The sequence below is a fragment of the Stenotrophomonas sp. CS3K5 genome (genome assembly GCF_059515225.1).
This window is the reverse complement of record NZ_JCAKRX010000003.1, coordinates 82,684-102,497: the sequence shown is the minus strand read 5'-3', so window position 1 is coordinate 102,497 and position 19,814 is coordinate 82,684. Positions and strand designations below refer to the sequence as shown.

The following is a 19,814-nucleotide window of genomic DNA, read 5'->3' as shown; positions in this document are numbered from 1 at the left end:
GGCTGCGTTACAGCTGCACCTTTTCCCACCAGCGTGTACCGGCCCGCGGCGCCTGCATGTCCAGGACCTCGCCCATCATCGGCGTCGCTACCGACACGTTGCTGGCGGCGGCCAGCGCGGTGATGCGCTCGAACGGCTGCTGCCATTCGTGCAGGGCCAGATCGAAGGTGCCGTTGTGGATTGGCAGCAGCCACTTGCCGCGCAGGTCCAGATGCGCCTGCAGGGTCTGCTCGGGCTGCATGTGCACGAAGGCCCAGCGCGGGTCGTAGGCACCGGTTTCGATCATGGTCAGATCGAACGGGCCGTACTTCTCGCCTATGGCCTTGAAGCCGTCGAAGTAGCCGGTGTCGCCGCTGAAGAAGATGCGGAAGTCACCGTCCTGGATCACCCACGACGCCCACAGGCTGCGGTCACTGTCGCCCAGCCCGCGGCCGGAGAAGTGCTGGCCTGGCGTGGCGGTCAGGCGCAGGCCGTTGGCCTCGGTCGATTGCCACCAGTCCAGCTGTTCCACCTTGCCCGCGTCGATGCCCCAGGCGATCAACTGGTCACCCACGCCAAGCGGGGCGATGAAGCGCGCGGTCTTGCGATCCAGCTGCATCACTGCCGCGTGGTCGAGGTGGTCGTAATGGTTGTGCGAGAGAATCACGCCGGCGATCGGCGGCAGTTCATCGATGCTGATCGGCGGGGCATGGAAGCGCGCCGGGCCCATCCACTGCACCGGCGAGGCGCGCTCGGAGAACACCGGGTCGGTCAGCCAGTACTGGCCGCGCAGCTTCAGCAGGATCGTGGAATGGCCGATGCGGAACAGGCTGCGGTCGGGCGCGGCATCCAGCGTGGCGCGGTCCAGAGGCTGCACCGGGATGGGGTGGGCGGGCACGGTGCCCTTGGGCTTGTTGAACAGGAACGTCCACCAGATCTCCAGGCCGTCGCGCAGGCCCATCGCCGGCTTCGGCAGGGCATTGCGGAACTTGCCGTCGCGGTACTGCGGCGAGGCCGGGAAGTCGGGGAGGGACCAGGACTTGCAGAAGGTGTAGGCGGTCACGGCAAGGATTCCAAGCAGGAGGACAAGGAGCAGGCGCTTCATGGGTGACGTCCGCTGAGTACACTGCACAGTGTAGTTTCCTGTTTTTCAAAAGTACACTGCCGGGTGTAAAATGTGCGCATCCGTTCAGATTCCTGGTGCTCCGCCATGCCCCGTGCCCCGCAACGCCTGACCGACCGCAAACGCGAGGCCATCGTGCGCGCGGCGGTCGAGGAGTTCCGTGCAGCGGGCTACGAGGCCACCAGCATGGATCGCATTGCCGAAGTGGCGGGGGTGTCCAAGCGCACCGTCTACAACCACTTCCCGAGCAAGGAAGCGCTGTTCTCGATGATCCTGGAGGAGTTGTGGGAGCGCAGCGTTGCCAGCGACACACTGCCGTACCGCGCCGACCAGCCATTGGAGGCGCAGTTGCTTCAACTGCTGGGCCAGAAGCTGGAGCTGCTCAGCGACGCCAACTTCATCGACCTGGCGCGGGTGGCAATGGCCGAGATCATCCATTCCCCCGAGCGCGCGCAGGCCATCGTCTGCCGCATGGGCGAGAAGGAGAGCGGCGAGAGTGCCTGGATCCGCGCCGCGATGGCCGATGGCCGGCTGCGCGCGGTCGATCCGGAGTTTGCCGGCCACCAGCTGCACGGGCTGGTGAAGAGCTTTGCGTTCTGGCCGCAGGTGACGATGGGGCAGGCGCCGTTGAGTGCGGCCGAACGCACGCGCGTGGCCGAGTCGGCGGTGGCGATGTTCCTGGGCTTTTACGCGATCTGAACCCTGCCGGCTAGCGTGCCGCAAGCTGGCGGAACTCGGCGGCCGGCAGCGCCGCCGAGTACAGGTAGCCCTGACCGACATCCACCCCCAACGCACGCAGCTGCTGTTCCTGCGCCAGTGTTTCGGTGCCCTCGGCCACCACGATCGCGCCGCAGCGATGAGCAACCTCGACGATGAAGCGGACAATGGACTGCGATTTCGCATCGGCCAGTGTGGCGATCAGCGACTGCTCGATCTTGACCTCGGCGATGGCCAGCTGCGAAAGCAGGATGAGCGTGGAGTAGCCGGCACCGAAATCATCCAGCGACAACGTCACGCCGGCAGCGAGCAACTGGGCGATGTTGGCGTCGACGACGTCGCGCTCGACGATCTCCGTCCACTCGACGATCTCCAGGCGCAGCCTCGCACCGGCCACGGCATGCAGCTGCAGCAGCTCCTGCAGGCGCAGGCCGAAGTCGGGCAGGCGCAGTGATTCGGCCGAGACGTTGACGGCGATGGTCAGCGCGGCGACGTCCTGCTGGCTGTGCTGCAGGAAACGCACCGCCGAACGCAGCGTGGCCCACTCCAGGTCCGCCAGCCGGCCGTGCCGACGCACCAGCGCGATTACCCGCATCGGTGCGATGGCGCGCCCTTCACCATCGCGCATGCGCAGCAGCGCCTCGGCACCCACCAGCTGCCGATCGTGCAGGCGATGCTTGGGCTGGTAGCACAGCGGGGCGTCACCCTGCTGCAGCCAATGATCGAGCGCGCTCTCGATCAGGGCGTCGATCTCGCTGTCGCGCTGGATCGGATCATCGAAAAACACCACGCCTGATTCGATCGCACTCAGTGCCAGGGTGATCGCGCGGAACGGCAGATGGCCATCGTCGGCATCACCTGGGGGCTTCAGTTCCACCACCGCGCAACGGAACAGCGGCCGGAAGCCCGGCCAGTCCTGCGCAACCCGGTCGGCCAGGTTGGAGGCCAGTTCGGCAATCTGCGGCTGCACGCGCAGTTCGGGCAGCGACAGGCCCTGGATCAGGATCGCCAGCGCGGCGTCGCCAAACTGGTAGATCTCCACCCGTTCTACTGGCAGCGGCGGCAGCAGCCGACGCACGTCGTCGCTGCTGTCGCGTCGCCACAGTCCGCTGTCCTGCAACGGCCCATAGCGAAGGCGCAGGTCGCGCAGGTTGCCCATCTCGGCCACGATCAGGCAGGCCTTGCCGAGGCCGTCGTTGTCGCGCCAGACCTGCTGCAGGCGTTCGCCCAGTGCACGCATGTTCGGCAGCCCACTGATCGGATCGACGCGCAGCCAGGCCTGCTCGCGCTGACGCTGCGCGTCGATCTGCGCGTCGTTGTAGACCAGCGCGAATACCGCGCCGAGCATCAGCAGCGAAAGCGGCAACGCCAGCAAACGCTGGATTGCCAGTTCTTCCACCGGCAGGTGGGTGGCGCCGATGATCGCCACGCCCAGCGCCAGGCCAAGGGCGGTGACCACGATGCGCACCCCCCACGCCTGCAGGAGGATGCGCAGCGAGAGTTCGCCGAGCATGCGCGGGTGCAGGCGACTACGCAGCCAGATGCCGGCCAGCATCTGCAGGGTGGACTCGAGGCTGGCAGGCAGGAAGAACTGCGTACCCGAGAACTGGTAGCGCGCCATCAGGCTGCCGGCGAGACAGGCCAGGCCGCCGCGCCAGCCGCCGAGCAGACCACTGATCAACAGGATATCGAAGCCGAGGTGGAGCTTGACCACCCCCTGGGTATAGCGGGCCACGAACCAGGAATTGAACAGGTAGATCAGGCCCAGTGCCACGCCCACGTACAGCCGGCGGCCTTCGATGGCATGGCCGGCACGGCGGGTGGCGATCAGCAGAACGCCGATCATGCCGATCACCGCGGTGGCCTGCAGCAGGTACAGCGGCAGGCTGGGCAGGGCGCTGTCCAGGACCTGGGCCGCAACCCGTGAAAGCGCATCCATAGCAGGTTCCCGCCTGTGACCGACGGCCAGTGAGGAGCAGGGTAAACCACGGCCGCGCGCGCGGCCACTGAGGCCGCACGGCGCTGGCTGTCATGGTCAGTAGCGAGGGTCGGCGATGGCCGGCAGCACCAGTTCGCGTACGAAGCCGGACGGCGACAGCTGCAGCAGTGCACTCACCATGGCCACCACGTCGTGCACCGGTACCAGTTCACCTTGGCCACGTGCCGCCGCGTCAGCCACCGGTACCGACAGCGCATCGTCAGTATTGAGATAACCCAGCTGCAGGCTGGTCACCGCCAGGCGTCGATCACGGAAGCCTTCGCGCAATGCGTCGGCGATGCCATTGAGTGCGAATTTCGAGGCGCCGAACGCGACTTCCGGACGGCCGCTGCGCGGCAATGCCGAGGTCGAGCCGGTCAGCACCAGCTGCGGTCGCGGCGCGTTCAGTACGCGCGGCAACAGGCGCTGCAGCAGCACCAGCGTGGCGGTGATGTTGACGTCGACCAGCTGCGTGAGCGCCGCATCGCTTTCATCGAGGAAGGCGTACTCGTCGCTGAAAGCCTTCTCTTCCCAGATGCCCAGGTTGTGGATCAGGACGTCCAGATCGGCCGGTGCCTGCGCGGCAATGTGGTCGGCGGCAGTGGAGGGCTGGGCCAGGTCGGCCTCGATCCATTGCAGGGTGATTCCATCCGGGCATTGCAGGTCGCGCGGGCGGCTGCGGGAAACGCCGATGACCGTATCGCCGGGGCAGCACAGGCCTTCCACGAACGCCCGACCGAGGCCCCTGCTGGCGCCGATGACCATCAACTTCATGTTGCTTCCTTATATGGGAGAGTTGCAGCGAACGCCACTGCACACCGCCTGCGCGGCGCTGGCCACTGTGGACGTCAAGCCGGATCTCGTCCATCTCCCGGCGCCCCGACGTACGGATCCGGTTCAGCGCGGCCGAGCGCCTGCTGGAAGTGCGCGACAATCGCCCGCGTCACAGACTGAGGCAGGACTTCGCATGCGCATGGATGAAACCGGACCCACCCCGAGCGGGATGCCGTTGCCGCAGGCGTGGCGGCAGACTCTGGCCGAGGCCCGCATCGAACGGCAATCGATCGGCGCTTCGCGCGCGGAGGTTGCCCGCGTGCATCGGCACGGGCAGGCCGATGCTTTCCTGAAATCGGAAGTGATCGACGCCTTCAGCGAACTTGGCGATGAGATCGCACGCCTGCGCTGGTTGCAGGCACAGGGGCAGCCCGCGCCGACGGTGATCGCCACCATCGAGGAAGCAGGGCGCCGCTGGTTGCTGATGAGCGCGTTGCCTGGGCGAGATCTGGCGTCGTCGCCGGAGCTCGCGCCGCAGGCGTTGGTTGAGGTGCTGGCCGATGCCCTGCGTGGCCTGCACGCGCTGCCGGTTGCCGCCTGTCCCTTCGACCAGCGCATTGCGTTGCGTCTGCAGGCTGCGGCAGCGCGGGTGCAGGGTGGCCTGGTCGACGCCGACGATTTCGATGACGAACGCCTCGGCCAGAGCCCGCAGCAGGTGTTCGCCGACCTTCAGGCCACCCGGCCGGAACACGAAGACCTGGTGGTGAGCCATGGCGACGCCTGCCTGCCCAATCTGATGGCGGTCAATGGTCGCTTCAGCGGGTTCATCGACTGCGGGCGGCTCGGGGTGGCGGATCGTTACCAGGACCTGGCGTTGGCCGCGCGCAGTCTGGTCGACAATTTCGAAGGCACCCGTTGGGTGGCGCCCTTGTTCCAGCGCTATGGCCTGGTTGCCGATGAGCGGCGGCTGGCGTTCTACCGGTTGCTTGATGAATTCTTCTGAGGCGGCAGGGGGCTGAACAATGGCCTGCCGGCGTGCGCTGGATCCCTTGCAATGAACGAACGTTCGTTCAGTATCTGCGTCATGAGCCGCATCGACCGCAACCAGCAACGCATCGCCCAGATCCTGCAGGCGGCCCTGCAGTGCTTTCTGACCAAGGGCTTCCACCAGACCAGCATGCGTGACATCGCGCAGGCGGCCGGGGTCAGTCTGGGCAATCTCTACAACCACTTCCCGGGCAAGCAGGCGATCATCCTTGCGGTGGCGGTGGCCGAGAGCGAAGAGCTGGCGCCGCTGCTGGCCCGGTTGGCGGCAGCCGACGGTGAACGCACGCAGGTAGTGGCCTTCCTTGAGGCGTTCCACGCGCTGTGCCGGCAGCCGGAGTGGGCGACGCTTGCCGTCGAGGTCCTTGCCGAATGTGCGCGGACACCGGAAGTCGCCGCCGCGTTCAACGCCAATCGACGGCAGGTGCAGCAGGCGCTGGCCGATGCACTGCTGCGCATGGCACAGCGCGAACGCCGGCGACCTGCGCTGACACCGGCGCTGCAGGCGCAGGTGGTGCTGGATGCCATCGAGAGCGATGCACTGCGCCAGGGCCTTTTCCAGGCCGGTGGTACGCAGGGTGACGCGCTTGATCCTGGCCCGTTGCTGGCACTGCTTGGCGCACGCGGGTGAGTGGCGTCGAAAGGCGCATGCATGGCCTGGATCTGGCGCGCTATCTGGCTCTGGCCGGCATGGTGCTGGTCAACTTCCGGCTGGCCATGGCCGTTCCTGCGGAAGGTGACGGTTGGCTGGCGGGCTTCTTCCACCTGCTGGAGGGCAAGGCCTCGGCAACCTTCGTCACGCTGGCAGGGCTGGGCCTGGTGCTGGCCACGCAGCGCCAGCAATCGGGGCCGGCAACGCTGCAGACCTGGCGGCGCGCGATGGTCCTGCTGGTGTTGGGCCTGCTCAACCTGACCCTGTTTCCGGCCGACATTCTGCACTATTACGCGGTGTACTTCGTGCTTGCAGTGCTGTGGCTGCGCGCGTCGGCGAAGGTGTTGCTGGCCAGCATCGTCGGCCTGGCGGCGTGCTCGTTCTGGGCGCTGCTGCGCTGGGATTACAGTGAAGGCTGGAACTGGCAGACACTGGAGTACGCGGGCCTCTGGCAATGGCCTGGCGCGGTGCGCAACCTGCTGTTCAACGGTTTCCATCCAGTGCTGCCGTGGCTGTGCTTCTTCCTGCTGGGGATGCTGTTGGCGCGCCTGCCGCTGTCGCTACCCCGGGTGCAGCGGGCAGTGCTGATGCTGGGGCTTTTGCTGATCGTTGCCGGCCACGGTGTGCAGCATCTGGCGCAGGCAACGCCCTGGCAGGTGTGGCTGGGAACGCAGCCGATGCCACCCGGTCCGGCCTACCTGCTGACCGGCGCTGGTGCGGCGTGTTCGCTGATCGCCACCTGCCTGCTGCTCACGCGTCGATACCCGGGTGACTGGATGGAACCGTTCACCGCCGCAGGGCGCATGACCCTGACCCTGTATGCCGGCCACATCCTGCTGGGCATGGGCACACTGGAGAGCCTGGGCCTGCTGGACGGCAGCGCTTCGTTGGCGTCGGTGCTGTTGTGGGCGCTGCTGTTCCTGATGCTGGCGACGGGCGCAGCGTGGCTGTGGTCGTGGCGGTTTGCGCGTGGCCCGCTGGAAGCGTTGATGCGTCGCGTCGCGGGCCAGCCTTCCGCGCGCCCCGGCACGACGTTGTGACGGACATGTCTGTGTCTCGGCGAGGGCATCTGCGATAGTGGGCGCAGGTAATACTTTCCCCTTCCATTCATGTCATTCGCGTCGGCGCAGCATCTCGGCGAAGTTCTACAACAGTCCTACGGCATTACGGCGACCGCGGTGGTGCCACGCGCAGTGGGCGCCGACGCGGGCGCCAGCGTGTACCGTGTCGACGCGCGGCATGGCCAGTGGTGGCTGAAATGCCGTACCTACCAGGTCGATCCCACGGTGTGGGACAGCCTGCATTGGTTGCGCGGCACCTCCGGCATCGACGAGATCGTGGCGCCCTGGCCGGCACTCACCGGCGGCGCATCGGTTCAGCGCTGGGGCCTGCAGTTCACCCTGTTTCCCTATATCGAAGGTCAGTCCGGTTTCGAGGCCCCCTTGAGCCGCGCCCAGTGGAACCGGTTGGGCCAGGTGCTGCGGCGTCTGCACGAGGTGCAGCTGCCTGCGGAACTGCAGGGCGCATTGCCGCGGGTGCAGCTGGAGCCCGCAGCGCTGGAAACGGTGGGCCGCTGGCTGGCGGAGGGCGGCCTGCCGGCTGCTCAGGACGGGCTCAGTCGTGCGTTCGTCTCCATATGGCAGCAGCAACACGCGCGCATCGCCGCGCTGCACGCACACGCGCTGCAACTGTACGGCGCACTGCAGGGCGTTTCGGTGGACCTGCACCTGTGCCACACGGACCTGCACGCCGGCAACCTGCTGATGGGCAACGATGGCGGCCTGCACCTGATCGACTGGGACGGCCTGTCACTGGCACCGCGCGAACGTGACCTGATGTTCGTCGGTGCCGCCGTGGGAGGGCGTTGGGGCCGTGAGAACCCGGCGGGTTTCGGCGAAGGTTATGGCAGTGACCTGGGCGATCCTCGCTGGATCGCCTGGTATCGCCACTGGCGCATCCTGCAGGACCTGATTGAATTCCAGCAGGTGCTGCTGGCGCCAGGCGCGCTGGATCGTTCGCCCCAGCTGCGCCGGCAGTCGCTGCATTTCCTCAGCGAGCAGTTCGCTCCGGGCAACGTGTTTGATGCCGCCGAGCGCGCGTATCGCGCGCTGTAGATCCACGCCATGCGTGGATGGCGTGATCAGGCGGGAAGGTTGTTATCCACGCTTGGCGCGGATCTACTCGGCCGGTTTGGCTGCGGCCGAGGCGGCAGCGCTGGCCGCACGCCGCGACAGCACGGCTTCGCGATGGGCGATATAGGCATTGGCGGCGAGGATGATGCCGGCACCGAGGATCGTCCAGCGATCGACGGTTTCATTGAACAGCAGCCAGCCACACAGGGTCACCAGCGGAAGCTGCAGGAAGCTGATCGGGGTCAGCGCTGACACCTCGCCCAGGCGCAGTGCGCGCGTCCACAACAGTTGGCCCAGGGTGCCAAGCACGCCGGTGGCCAGCAGCCACAACCAGGCCACGCCGGTGGGCCAGACCCAGACGAACAGCGCCGGGACCAGCGACAGCGGCACCCAGAACACATAGGTGTAGAGCACCACGGTGTCGGCGCTGTCGATGCGGGTCAGCTGCTTGATCTGGATCGCCACCAGCGAACTGAGCACGGCCGCGCAGACCGCGACCAGGCTGCCAGCGGTGAAGCCCGCGGTGCCAGGGCGCACGATCACCAGCACGCCGATGAAGCCGACCACCACCGCCGCCCAGCGGCGTACGCGCACGGTTTCGCCCAGCCAAAGTACCGCGGCAATGGTGACGAACAGCGGCGTGGAGTATGAGAGCGAGACCGCCTGGGCCAACGGCAGGTGTCCCAGCGCCCAGAACGCACACAGCATCGACGCCAGGCCGATCGCACTGCGCACGAAATAGCGGGGCAGCTGCTGGGTCTTCAATGGCGCGCGGCCCGGCCGCAGCAGCATCGGCAGCAGTGCAAGCAGGCCGAAGGCGTTGCGGAAGAACGCCACTTCCTGGGTCGGCACGTAGCGCGTGGCGTAGCGGATGGCGACCGCCATCAGGCCAAAGGCCATCGTGCTGCCGAGCATCAGCAGCGCCGCCCGCATCGGGGTGGCGCCGGGGGATAGGGTGGGGCTGTTCACCACTGTGCGCCGAGCAGGCGGGGCTCCGGTTCGATCGGTACGCCGAATTTCTCCAGCACCGAGGCCGAGATGCGGCGCGCCAGTGCCAGCAGTTCGGCGCCGGTAGCGTTGCCGTGGTTGACCAGCACCAGCGCATGGCTCGGCGCCACGCCCGCATCGCCTTCGCGGAAGCCCTTCCATCCGCAGGACTCGATCATCCAGGCCGCCGAGACCTTGCGCTTGTCCTCCTGCTCGGCCGGAAACACCGGCAGCTCGGGAAAGTGCTGCAGCAACACGTCGACCTGCTCCAGCGGGAGCACCGGGTTCTTGAAGAAACTGCCGGCATTGCCCAGCACATCCGGGTCGGGCAGCTTGCGGCGGCGGATGGCGATCACTGCATTGGCCACGTCCACCGCGCCCGGTAGTTCCACGCCCTGAGCGTGCAGCTCCTCGCGGATCCCGGCGTAGTCCATGCGCAGGTCGTGCAGCAGCGGCAGCTTCAGCTCGATGGCGGTGATCAGGTAACGGTCCATCTGCTGCTTGAACACACTGTCGCGGTAGGCGAAGCCGCACTGCTCGTTGTCCAGGCGGACCCAGGCCTGCTGCTGGCAGTCCCACGCTTCGACGGCCTGGATGAACTCGCCGACCTGCACGCCATAGGCGCCGATGTTCTGGATGGGCGCGGCACCGGCGGTGCCGGGAATCAGTGCCAGATTTTCCAGCCCGGACAGGCCTTCCTGCAGCGACCACATCACCAGACCATGCCACGGTACACCGGCGCCGGCGCGGATCACCGCATGGTCGGCGCGGTGTTCGAGGAAGCTGATGTCGCGGTTGCCGAACACCAGCACGGTGCCGGGCAGGTCCTCGGCGATCAGCACATTGCTACCGCTGCCCAGTACCAGCAACGGGCCCTCAGCCACTTCGGGCAGCGCCAGTACCTCCGGCAACCGCGCCGGGTCGTGCAGTTCCAGCAGCTGTGCCGCGCTGGCCTGCACATGGAAGGTGTTCAGTGCCTGCAGCGGCGCATTGCGGGTGAGCGTCCAGCGCAGCGGTGCGGCGGCGTCGGTGGTATCCATGGGCGCGCTCACAGCGGCGCCACCGCGCCACGGCTCGGCGCTTCGCGGCGGCGACGGATCGCCTCCACGCATTCGGAGACCAGCGCCGGGCCACGGAAGATCAGGCCGCTGTAGCACTGCACCAGTGCGGCACCGGCAGCCATCTTGGCCACCGCGTCGGCACCGGACAGGATGCCGCCGACACCGACCAGCGGCACCGATTCGGGCAGGCGCGCGCGCAACCGGCGCAGCACCAGGGTGGACTGTTCCAGCACCGGTGCGCCGGACAGGCCGCCGGCTTCGTTGGCCAGCGGATCGCCGGCCACCTTGCTGTGGTCGACGGTGGTATTGGTGGCGATCACGCCGTCCACCTGAAGTTCGCCCAGCACACGCGCGGCGGCATCGATGTCGCGCTCGCTCAGGTCCGGTGCCACCTTCACCAGCATCGGCACGCGACGACCGTGCTGCGCGGCGAGGGTTTCCTGGCGGTCACGCAGCTGGCTGACCAGCTGGCGCAGCGCGGTCTCTTCCTGCAGTTCGCGCAGGCCGGCGGTGTTGGGCGAGGAAATGTTGACGGTGATGTAGTCGGCCAGCGGGTACACCTTGTCCATGCAGGCGATGTAGTCATCGGCCGCCTGTTCGTTGGCGGTGTCCTTGTTCTTGCCGATGTTGATGCCGAGCAGGCCACGGCGGTTGCGCGCGCGTTCGACATTGCGCACCAGCACGTCCACGCCGGCATTGTTGAAGCCCATGCGGTTGATGATGGCGTTATGTTCCGGCAGGCGGAACAGGCGCGGCTGCGGATTGCCGACCTGCGGGCGCGGGGTGATGGTGCCGATCTCGACGAAGCCGAAGCCCAGCGCGAACAGGGCATCGATGTGCTCGCCGTTCTTGTCCAGCCCCGCGGCCAGGCCGACCGGGTTGGGGAAATTCAGCCCGAATACGGTGCTCGGCATCGGCGCGATGCGGGCCGCCAGCAGCGGCGTGGTGCCGGTGCGCCAGGCCAGGTCCAGTGCGGACAGGCCGAGGCCGTGGGCGCGCTCGGCGTCGAGCGAGAACAGGAAGGGGCGGGCAAGCGAATACATGCGTCGGTTCAGTCCAGCGTGCCGAGGAAGGCTCGGGTTTGATATTCAAAGGCGACCTGGCCGTCGACCGCGTAGGCGGCGAACAGGTCCTGCAGCGCGGCGATCATCGGCGCGTGCCGCGGATGACCGGCCTGCGGTGCGTAGGACGAGGACAGCAGCCGCCCGCGCAGGGCGTCCAGATCCAGGTACTGCACGTTCGGCAGCTGCACCATGCCGCGCAGCCCCGTCCCGAACCATGCCCGCATCGTGGCGTCGTCCTGGTAGCGCTCGGCCACCGCGCTGTAGTCGGTACCGAAATCAAGCAGCAGCTGCTCGTAGCCCACCAGGAACGGGCTGGCATCGAGCAGGCGCGAATTCCAGTAGATCAGCGCCTGGCCACCAGGACGCAGGATGCGCTGCCACTCGGCGCGCACGGCCACGGTGTCGAACCAGTGGAAGGCTTGGGCGACGCTGACCAGATCGATGCTGGCATCATCCAGGCCGGTGGCTTCGGCGCGGCCATCGACCGCCCGGAACTGCGGATACTGCGGCCCCAGCCATTGCTCGGCGGCGGCGCGCATGGCCGCATTGGGTTCAACGGCAACAACGGGATGGCCGGTGGCCAGGAACAAGCGGCTGGAGATGCCAGTGCCGGCGCCGATGTCGGCGACCTGGACCTGATGGCCGACGCCCATCGGGCCATGCAGCCACTCCAGCAGGGCGGGTGGGTAGTCAGGCCGGTAACGGACGTAGTCGGCGACGCGGCTGCTGAAGCGTTCAGTGCTGTCGGAGGTCGTCATGGCGGGCTCAGTTCGACATCGCGGCGAGCCAGGCCAGGCCGCCGAAGAACAGGATGAAGACCACGATTGCGGCGATCACGGCGCCGACCATCAGCCAGCCCAGTACCAGGCCAGTGACGGCCAGACCGTCACCGTCAAGATCGTGCGGGCGGCGGCGGATCTCGGCGCGGGCCATGTGCCCGGTGACGATGGCCACGATGCTGGCCACGAACGGCAGGACGGTCCAGCTGGCGATGCCGGCGACCAGGCTCACTACGGCCAGGGCACTTGTCTGTCGGGGTGCCACGCTCATCGGGGTCCTCCTTGCAGTGTGCACATGATAGTGCCTCTGCCCGGGCAATCCCATGCCCGGAGGAAACGATGGCAGGCGTCGACCTTGGTCGACCAAAGGCATGCCAACCAAGGTTGGCCGCTACCGGAGTGCCGGCATCAGCCCATCAACACCTGGCCGCCATCGACATTGAGCACATGGCCGGTGATCCAGCGCGCCAGCGGCGAGCACAGGAACAGGGCGGCATCGGCGACCTCGCGTGGATGACCGAAGCGTCCGAACGGAATTTTCGCCAGGGTGCCGTGGTACAGCGCAGGATCTTCGGTGCGGCGACGGTCCCACAGGCCATCGTCGAACGCGATCGAGCCCGGTGCGATGGCGTTGACCCGGATGCGGTGCGGGGCCAACGCCAGCGCCTGCGAGGTGGTGTAGTGCGAAAGCGCGGCCTTGGCCGCGGCGTAGGGCGCGCCACCGGGGCGCGGCTGCTGCGCGGCGATCGAAGAGAGGTTGAGGATGCAGGCATCGCCGGACGCGCGCAGCCAGGGCAGTGCCAGGCGCGAGGCACGCACGGCCGCCATCAGGTCGATCTGCAGGCTGGCGGCCCAGCCATCCTCGTCATCGACCATGCCGTACCCGGTAGCATTGTTGACCAGCACGTCGACACCGCCGAGTGCGTCGGCAGCGGCGTCCAGCCACGCCTGGATCTGGCCGATGTCGGCCAGATCGGTGGCAAACGTGTGCAGCGGCGTGCCCTGGGCGCGGGCGTCGGCCTGCAGGGCATCCAGCCCGGCCTGGCCGCGGGCGCAGGCCGAAACCTGTGCACCGGCGGCGGCGAACGCCAGCGCCATTTCGCGGCCAATGCCCTTGCTGCCGCCGGCGATCAATACCCGGCGGTCGCTGAAGTCGAGGGTCGGAGCCCCTGCGGGGATCCGACCCTGGGCAGGGGTCAGATCCCCGGAGGGGCTCTGACCCGCAGGCATGGCCGAATCGTTCGCCATTACAGATCGAACTTGATGCCCTGGGCCAGCGGCAGCGAATCCGAATAGTTGATGGTGTTGGTCTGGCGACGCATGTAGACCTTCCACGCATCCGAGCCGGACTCGCGGCCACCGCCGGTGTCCTTCTCGCCACCGAAGGCGCCACCAATCTCCGCACCGGAGGTGCCGATGTTGATGTTGGCGATGCCGCAGTCGCTGCCGGCGGCCGACAGGAACTTCTCGGCGGTCTTCAGGTTCTGGGTGAAGATCGACGAGGACAGGCCCTGCGGCACCCCGTTCTGCATGTCGATGGCTTCATCGAGGCTGTCGTACGGCATCACGTACAGGATCGGCGCGAAGGTCTCGTGCTGGACCACGGCATCGCTGTTCTTCAGGCCGGAGACGATTGCCGGCAGCACGAAGTTGCCGGCGCGCTCGATGCGGGTGCCACCGGTTTCAATGGTGCCGCCGGCGGCCTTGGCCTGGGCGATGGCATCGAGGAACTGCTGCACGGCGCCGTCGCTGTTGAGCGGGCCCATCAGGTTGGCGGCATCGGTCGGGTCGCCGATCTTGCCTTCCACCTGCTTGTAGGCCTTGACCAGGGTGGCCAGCACGTCGGCGTAGATCGAGCGGTGCACGATCAGGCGGCGAGTGGTGGTGCAGCGCTGGCCGGCGGTACCGACCGCACCGAACACGATGCCCGGCACGGCCAGCTTCAGGTCGGCGGTTTCGTCCAGGATGATGGCGTTGTTGCCGCCGAGTTCGAGCAGGCAGCGGCCCAGGCGGCGTGCGACCTTCTCGTTGACGGTGCGGCCGACCTGGGTGGAGCCGGTGAAGCTGATCAGCGGCACACGGCGGTCATCGACCATCTTTTCCGACAGCGCGGTGCCGGCGTCGTTGATCAGGAAGAAGATGTCCGGGAAGCCGGCTTCGCGCAGGGCGTCGTTGCAGATCTTCAGCGAGGCGATTGCGGTCAGCGGGGTCTTGTTGGACGGCTTCCAGATGCAGACGTCGCCACAGATGGCGGCCAGGAACGAATTCCAGCTCCACACCGCGACCGGGAAGTTGAAGGCCGAGATGATGCCGACCAGGCCCAGCGGGTGGTACTGCTCGTACATGCGGTGGCCGGGACGCTCGGAGTGCATGGTGTAGCCGTACAGCATACGGCTCTGGCCCACGGCGAAATCGGCGATGTCGATCATCTCCTGCACTTCGCCGTCGCCTTCGGGCTTGCTCTTGCCCATTTCCAGGGCGACCAGCGAGCCGAGGGCGTCCTTGTGCTTGCGCAGTGCTTCACCGCACAGGCGAACGGCTTCGCCGCGGCGCGGCGCCGGCGTGGTGCGCCAGACCTTGAAGGCTTCCTGGGCCCGGGCGACGACGATGTCGTATTCGGCCTCGGTGGTCGCGCGGACCTGCGCGATCGGCTCGCCGGTGGTCGGGTTGACCGGGGTGATCAGCTCACCGCTGGTCGCGCTCGACCACTCCCCGTTGCCCAGGTAGGTGCCAGCGTTGATCGCGTCCAGGCCAAGGGACTTGAGCAGCTCGGAAGACATGCAGACTCCTGTGTTTCGTTACGTTGTTTGGCGCCATCGCGGGCAGGTGGGGGGCGCGATGAACAGAACCGCCGATGGTAGCAGAGGCCGGTTGCGCGGCTTTGATGCGGTGCGGGGTAGGGGGCGGCGGCGCGGGGTGTCAAGCGCTTGGCACCCTGTGAAGGCTTGTTGACGGTTTGTGACGCAAGGTGACGCATATCGACACCCTCCGAAACAAGCAAAAATAGGACTAGTTCTAATGACTTAGCTCCGCTCGACGCGGAAGGTGGGCGCCATTGAGTGACCGGGTTCCTATCTTTTGCGCGTGACATCATTCACAATCTCTGCACATTTAATTGACACAACACTCGACACTTCCGCGCGGGCTGGGGAGTCCCACGCGCGACAGCGAGCCGCTCGCTGTCAAGTCGGGTAGACATGGAGAAGTGCTTTGCTACATGGATCCGTAGAAGACCTTCCCGCCGAGCGGGCCCGGGCTGGCCGCCGCCGGGTCGAGGCCCGGGCTGCCCTGGAGCTGGGGCTGCGCCTGGGTGATCTGTTGCTGCTGCCTGGCATGGCGGTGCTCTCGCACGTGCTGTGCTACGCCACTGGGGCGCCCAGTCCCTCGCAGCGCATCGTGTTCGGCGCGGTGATTCTCAGCGCCATCGTCTGTTTCTCCATTGCCCCGGTCTATCGCAACTGGCGCGTGCGCGGCCTGCTCGCCGACCTGTGGCTGCTGCTGCTGGCCTGGTCCGGCACGTTCGCCCTGTTCTCGCTGTACGCAGTGCTGGTCGGCCTGGGTGACGCGGTGCCAGCGCAGTGGCTGGTGGGTTGGTACTTTACCGGCCTGGCCTCGATGGCGACTGTACGCGTGCTGCTGCGGGTGCAGCTGCATCGGCTGCGTTCGCGTGGCCTGGACCGGGAGCGGGTGTTGCTGGTCGGCCTGCGGGCGCCGGCGCTCAGGTTGCACCGCCTGCTGCGCGGCAAGCCGGAACTGGGCAAGGAAGTGGTCGGCTATTTCAGCAGTGCCGGCGACATCGCCACCCGCCGTGGCGGCGATGCGCCGCGCCGTCTGGGCGCTCTGGGCGACGTTCCGCAGTACATGGACCTACATCGGGGCGAATTCGACCATGTCTGGGTCTCGATGCCGATGGGCGACACCGCGCCGATCAAGGACATGCTCAAGCAGATCGAGCGCTTTCCCGTGCCTGTGCGTCTGATTCCCGATACCACCGGCCTGGGTGCATTGAATCCCGGAGTGCACCAGGTGGGCGATGTGCCGATGATCGGCGTTCGCCAGGGTCTGGCCGACCATCGCTTCCGGCTGTTCAAGCGTGTCGAGGACATCCTGGTGGCCGGCGTGGCGGTGGTGCTGCTGTCGCCGCTGTTGGTGGTGCTTGCGCTGGGGGTGAAGCTCAGTTCGCCCGGCCCGGTGCTGTTCCGGCAGCGGCGTCATGGGCTGGGTGGCAAGGAATTCTGGATGCTCAAGTTCCGCTCCATGCGCGTGCATGAAGAGGGTGCGGGGCAGCTGACCCAGGCCACGCGCGGCGATCCGCGGGTTACCCGGTTCGGTGCGTTCCTGCGCCGCAGCAGCCTGGATGAGCTGCCGCAGTTCTTCAACGTGCTGGGCGGCAACATGTCGGTGGTGGGGCCGCGGCCGCACGCGATCCAGCACAACAACCACTACGAGCGGGTGATCGAGCGCTACATGCATCGTCACTACGTCAAGCCGGGCATCACCGGCTGGGCACAGGTGCACGGGCTGCGTGGCGAGACCCCCGAGCTGCGCTCGATGAAGAAACGAGTGCAGTACGACATCGACTACATCCGCCGCTGGAGCCCGACGCTGGACGTGCGGATCATCGCGCTGACCGTGCTGAAGGTGCTGGGCCAGAAGTCGGCGTATTGAGTTCGCCGATGTGCGGAACTGCGACGTAATTCCATGAATCTGTTGGCGATTTCATCGCCTGTAATGCGCTTGTAAGGTATCCTGTGCGGCTGCCGCCGACCCATGCTTGTTCTGGTCGCGCGCGCCGCAAGGAATGCCACAGGATCCAGGTCAGTGTTCAAGAACGTTCTTTTTGTATGTGTAGGCAATATCTGCCGCAGCCCTTCGGCTGAAGTGATGCTCAGGCAGGCCGTGGCCGGCAAAGGCATCCAGGTGTCTTCGGCGGGCCTGGGTGCGCTGGTGGGGCATGGCATCGATGCCACCGCACAGGAGCTGCTGGTGGAGCAGGGCATGGATGGGTTGGCCCACCGCGCCCGCCAGATCGATGACGCCATCCTCGGCGCCGCCGATCTGGTGCTGACCATGGAGCGCAAGCACGTGCGCCGCATCGCCGAGATCGCGCCGCAGGCGTCCGGCAAGACCTTCCTGCTGGGCAAGTGGCAGCAGGATCGGGAGATTCCCGATCCCTACCGCCAGCAGCGTCCCGCGTTCGAGCATGTCTACACGCTGATGGCTGAGGGCGTGGAGAGTTGGGCGCGTCATCTCTGATTGCTGCCCGCTTCGCCGGATCGACCGACACTTCTTTCAATTTGAATCCAAGCGCACATGACCACTGATTCACGTTCCATCACTCAGGATGATGCAGAAGAGATCGATCTTCGCCAGCTGCTCGGTACCCTGGTCGATCACAAGTGGTGGATCCTGCTCATCACCGGCGCGTTCCTGGTCGCATCGGTCGCCTACGTTCTTCTGGCCACGCCGATCTATCGTGCCGACGCGATTGTGCAGGTTGAGCCGAAGACGCCCTCGCTGCCAGGCTTGACGGACTTGAGCCAATCGCTGGGCATCAATGCCGGCACCGCGGAAGCGGCAACAGAGATTGCATTGATCAAGTCCCGTGCGGTTGTCGGTAGTGCTGTGGATGCGCTGCGACTGGACATTGAGATCGTTCCCAGGCACCTCCCTTTGATGGGCGGGTACTTCGTGCGCCGCGCCGAGAAGCGCGCTCCAGGTGAGCTGGCGGACCCGCTGCTGGGTCTGTCGAGCTTCGGTTGGGGTGGTGAGCAGCTTCGGATCTTCCAGCTGGACGTTCCCACCGCTTTGCTGACCACCGATCTGGAGTTGGTGGCTGGGGAGGGTGGGCGCTACGAGCTGTATGACGAAGATGGTCAGCGCCTGCTGTCGGGCGTAGTGGGCAAGGCTGCCAGTGGCAAAGGCGTGACGATTCAGGTCGAGACGCTGAATGCTCATCCCGGCATGCGGTTCAAGGTGGTGCGTCATCGCCACCTCAGTGTCGTCAGCGACCTTCAGAAGGAAATTGGAGTGGGTGAGGCCGGAAAAGACTCCGGCATTCTCACGCTGACCTACGAGAATGCGGATTCCGACCTCGCCAGGAACTTCCTGCAGCAGGTGGCGCAGGCCTATGTTCGGCAGAACGTTGAGCGCAACTCTGCTGAAGCGTCTGCGCAGCTGACTTTCGTCAAGGAACAGTTGCCGAACGTCCGTAACCAGGTCGACTCCGCCCAGAAGGCACTGAGTGCGTATCAGATGCGCGCAAACTCCGTGGACCTGAGCCTGCAGACCAAGGGGCTGCTTGATCAGGAGGTGGCCGTTGAAACCAGCATCCAGCAGTTGCGCCTGCAACAGGCGGAAATGGACCGCAAGTTCACCAGGGACCATCCCGCGTACCAGGCCTTGATGCGTCAGATCGGCGATCTTGAGTCGCGCAAGCACGGCTTCCAGGGCCAGGTGAAACAGCTTCCCGAAGCCCAGCAGGAACTTCTGCGCTTGACCCGTGACCTGCAGGTCAGCAACGAGATGTACACCGCGATGCTGAATCAGGCGCAGCAGCTGGATGTTGCGCGTGCCGGCACGGTGGGCAACGTGCGCATCGTGGACGCTGCGGAAGTCGATGCCACCGAGCCGGTGAAGCCGCGAAAGGGCATGGTCGTGCTGGTAGGGGCGCTGTTGGGCGCCTTCCTCTCCATCGGTCTGGTTCTTCTGCGCCAGCTGCTCAACCGTGGTGTCGAAGACCCTTCCCAGATCGAAGAAATCGGCCTGCCGGTCTATGCCTCCATTCCTGTCAGCCCGGGGCAGCAGTCCGATTCGGTGCGCGGCAAGTTCCGCGCCGATGGCAAGCTGCACCTGCTGGCCATGAAGGATCCGGCAGACCTCGCTATCGAGGCGGTGCGCAGCCTGCGTACGAGCCTGCACTTCGCTCGGTTGGAGGCGAAGAACAACATCGTGCTGATCTCCGGCTCAAGCCCCAACGCCGGCAAGACCTTTGTCTCCTCGAACCTGGCGGCGGTCATCGCGCAGGCCGGCCAGCGTGTGCTGATCATCGATGCGGACATGCGAAAGGGCACGCTGCACAAGGCGCTGGGTGCAACCCAGACGCCGGGCCTGTCTGACGTGCTGGTTGGCAAGGCGACGCTGGAGGAGGCCATCCGCACCGTTGACGGCTTGGGGAATCTGAGCTTCATCTCGCGCGGTGACGTTCCGCCGAACCCATCCGAACTTCTGATGCACCGCAACTTCACGGAACTGCTTGAGCAGGTCGAGAAGCAGTTTGATCTGGTCATCATCGATACGCCGCCGATCCTGGCGGTGACCGACGCGGCGATCATTGCCCACCACGCCGGCACCTGTCTGCTGGTGGCACGTTTCGGCCTGAATCAGCCCAAGGAGCTGGCACTTGCCCGCAAGCGCTTCGAGCAGAACAACGTCCAGTTGAAGGGCGCGATCTTCAATGCGGTCGAGCGCCGTGCGACCGGCTACTACAGCTACGGCTACTACGAGTACAAGTCGACCCGGTGA

At 66.4% G+C, this 19,814-nt stretch carries 18 protein-coding genes; 8 read left to right on the top strand and 10 right to left on the bottom strand.

Annotated features, from left to right (window positions below; all coding sequences use genetic code 11):
- Positions 1-7 precede the first annotated feature (7 nt).
- A complete protein-coding gene (locus tag AC5YGJ_RS05525; RefSeq protein WP_496186003.1) occupies positions 8-1,084 on the bottom strand; it encodes an MBL fold metallo-hydrolase in 1,077 nt (358 codons plus the stop codon).
- A 105-nt stretch (positions 1,085-1,189) separates the two neighbouring features.
- Between AC5YGJ_RS05525 and AC5YGJ_RS05520 the strand changes: the two genes are divergently transcribed.
- A complete protein-coding gene (locus tag AC5YGJ_RS05520; RefSeq protein ID WP_229557921.1) occupies positions 1,190-1,801 on the top strand; it encodes a TetR/AcrR family transcriptional regulator in 612 nt (203 codons plus the stop codon).
- A gap of 10 nt (positions 1,802-1,811) precedes the next feature.
- Here AC5YGJ_RS05520 and AC5YGJ_RS05515 read toward each other — a convergent pair whose 3' ends face one another.
- Positions 1,812-3,758: an EAL domain-containing protein gene (locus AC5YGJ_RS05515; RefSeq protein ID WP_496186002.1), complete on the bottom strand. Its 1,947-nt coding sequence runs from the start codon at positions 3,756-3,758 to the stop codon at positions 1,812-1,814.
- 96 nt (positions 3,759-3,854) lie between these two features.
- Positions 3,855-4,571, bottom strand: coding sequence for an SDR family NAD(P)-dependent oxidoreductase (locus tag AC5YGJ_RS05510; protein ID WP_496186001.1), 717 nt, complete (start codon positions 4,569-4,571; stop codon positions 3,855-3,857).
- A gap of 229 nt (positions 4,572-4,800) precedes the next feature.
- Here AC5YGJ_RS05510 and AC5YGJ_RS05505 point away from each other — a divergent pair, with 229 nt between their 5' ends.
- From AC5YGJ_RS05505 to AC5YGJ_RS05490, 4 genes are all read left to right on the top strand, one after another.
- The gene (locus AC5YGJ_RS05505) at positions 4,801-5,574 is read left to right on the top strand and encodes an APH(3')-II family aminoglycoside O-phosphotransferase (RefSeq protein ID WP_409461437.1); all 774 of its coding nucleotides are present in this window, start codon (positions 4,801-4,803) and stop codon (positions 5,572-5,574) included.
- A gap of 81 nt (positions 5,575-5,655) precedes the next feature.
- A complete protein-coding gene (locus AC5YGJ_RS05500) occupies positions 5,656-6,246 on the top strand; it encodes a TetR/AcrR family transcriptional regulator (protein ID WP_496186158.1) in 591 nt (196 codons plus the stop codon).
- Complete coding sequence (locus tag AC5YGJ_RS05495; protein ID WP_496186000.1) at positions 6,243-7,307, top strand: DUF418 domain-containing protein; 1,065 nt, start codon at positions 6,243-6,245, stop codon at positions 7,305-7,307. Before AC5YGJ_RS05500 ends, AC5YGJ_RS05495 begins: the two co-directional genes overlap by 4 nt.
- A gap of 69 nt (positions 7,308-7,376) precedes the next feature.
- Entirely contained in the window at positions 7,377-8,381 is a 1,005-nt protein-coding gene (locus tag AC5YGJ_RS05490; protein WP_496185999.1) for a phosphotransferase, read from the top strand.
- 63 nt (positions 8,382-8,444) lie between these two features.
- On the opposite strand, the gene AC5YGJ_RS05485 is transcribed toward AC5YGJ_RS05490, so the two are convergent.
- The 7 genes from AC5YGJ_RS05485 to amaB form a co-directional block, all read right to left on the bottom strand.
- Positions 8,445-9,332 (bottom strand): DMT family transporter, encoded by an 888-nt coding sequence (locus AC5YGJ_RS05485; protein WP_309338650.1) that lies wholly within the window; start codon positions 9,330-9,332, stop codon positions 8,445-8,447.
- Positions 9,333-9,364: 32 nt separating this feature from the next.
- Positions 9,365-10,426, bottom strand: a complete 1,062-nt coding sequence (murB, locus tag AC5YGJ_RS05480; protein WP_496185998.1) for a UDP-N-acetylmuramate dehydrogenase — start codon at positions 10,424-10,426, stop codon at positions 9,365-9,367.
- Between the two features lie 8 nt (positions 10,427-10,434).
- Positions 10,435-11,490, bottom strand: a complete 1,056-nt coding sequence (locus tag AC5YGJ_RS05475; protein WP_496185997.1) for a quinone-dependent dihydroorotate dehydrogenase — start codon at positions 11,488-11,490, stop codon at positions 10,435-10,437.
- A gap of 8 nt (positions 11,491-11,498) precedes the next feature.
- Positions 11,499-12,269 carry a class I SAM-dependent methyltransferase gene (locus tag AC5YGJ_RS05470; RefSeq protein ID WP_496185996.1) on the bottom strand — a complete coding sequence of 257 codons (771 nt, stop codon included), beginning with the start codon at positions 12,267-12,269 and terminating at the stop codon, positions 11,499-11,501.
- Between the two features lie 7 nt (positions 12,270-12,276).
- Positions 12,277-12,561 carry a DUF4190 domain-containing protein gene (locus tag AC5YGJ_RS05465; RefSeq protein WP_107232363.1) on the bottom strand — a complete coding sequence of 95 codons (285 nt, stop codon included), beginning with the start codon at positions 12,559-12,561 and terminating at the stop codon, positions 12,277-12,279.
- 137 nt (positions 12,562-12,698) lie between these two features.
- Entirely contained in the window at positions 12,699-13,538 is an 840-nt protein-coding gene (locus AC5YGJ_RS05460; RefSeq protein WP_496185995.1) for an SDR family NAD(P)-dependent oxidoreductase, read from the bottom strand.
- On the bottom strand, positions 13,538-15,070 hold the full coding sequence (gene amaB, locus AC5YGJ_RS05455) for an L-piperidine-6-carboxylate dehydrogenase (RefSeq protein WP_249844222.1): 1,533 nt from the start codon (positions 15,068-15,070) through the stop codon (positions 13,538-13,540). The genes AC5YGJ_RS05460 and amaB overlap by 1 nt, the downstream gene beginning before the upstream one ends.
- 430 nt (positions 15,071-15,500) lie before the next feature.
- Here amaB and AC5YGJ_RS05450 point away from each other — a divergent pair, with 430 nt between their 5' ends.
- The 3 genes from AC5YGJ_RS05450 to AC5YGJ_RS05440 all read left to right on the top strand — a co-directional run bounded on the left by AC5YGJ_RS05450 (position 15,501) and on the right by AC5YGJ_RS05440 (position 19,814).
- The gene (locus AC5YGJ_RS05450; RefSeq protein ID WP_496185994.1) at positions 15,501-16,958 is read left to right on the top strand and encodes an undecaprenyl-phosphate glucose phosphotransferase; all 1,458 of its coding nucleotides are present in this window, start codon (positions 15,501-15,503) and stop codon (positions 16,956-16,958) included.
- A gap of 153 nt (positions 16,959-17,111) precedes the next feature.
- Positions 17,112-17,546 carry a low molecular weight protein-tyrosine-phosphatase gene (locus tag AC5YGJ_RS05445; RefSeq protein WP_496185993.1) on the top strand — a complete coding sequence of 145 codons (435 nt, stop codon included), beginning with the start codon at positions 17,112-17,114 and terminating at the stop codon, positions 17,544-17,546.
- Between the two features lie 57 nt (positions 17,547-17,603).
- A complete protein-coding gene (locus tag AC5YGJ_RS05440) occupies positions 17,604-19,814 on the top strand; it encodes a polysaccharide biosynthesis tyrosine autokinase (RefSeq protein WP_496185992.1) in 2,211 nt (736 codons plus the stop codon).